Raw genomic sequence first — 268 nt, forward strand, 5'->3', positions numbered from 1 at the left:
AGAGGGTCTGCCCTTTCAACAGTTGTTCCTTGAAAACTAGATAACGAAACGAAGAAAACGAAGCATCAGAAGTGAGGCTTAGATCTCGAGAGGTTAAGCTAGTAAGAGCGCACGGAGGATGCCTAGGCGCTAGGAGCCGAAGAAGGACGTGGCGAACAACGAAACTGCCTCGGGGAGCTGTAAGCAAGCATCGATCCGGGGATGTCCGAATGGGGGAACCCACCATCCGTAATGGGATGGGATCCGCACCTGAATTCATAGGGTGTGA

1 rRNA gene is annotated in these 268 nt (G+C 52.2%); it reads left to right on the forward strand.

Annotation, left to right across the window (positions count from 1 at the left end):
• Nucleotides 1-91 precede the first annotated feature (91 nt).
• Nucleotides 92-268, forward strand: a 23S ribosomal RNA gene (locus PSHG_RS26140); the annotation flags it as partial.

The organism is Paenibacillus senegalensis JC66 (assembly GCF_000285515.1).
Lineage (GTDB): Bacteria > Bacillota > Bacilli > Paenibacillales > NBRC-103111 > Paenibacillus_L > Paenibacillus_L senegalensis.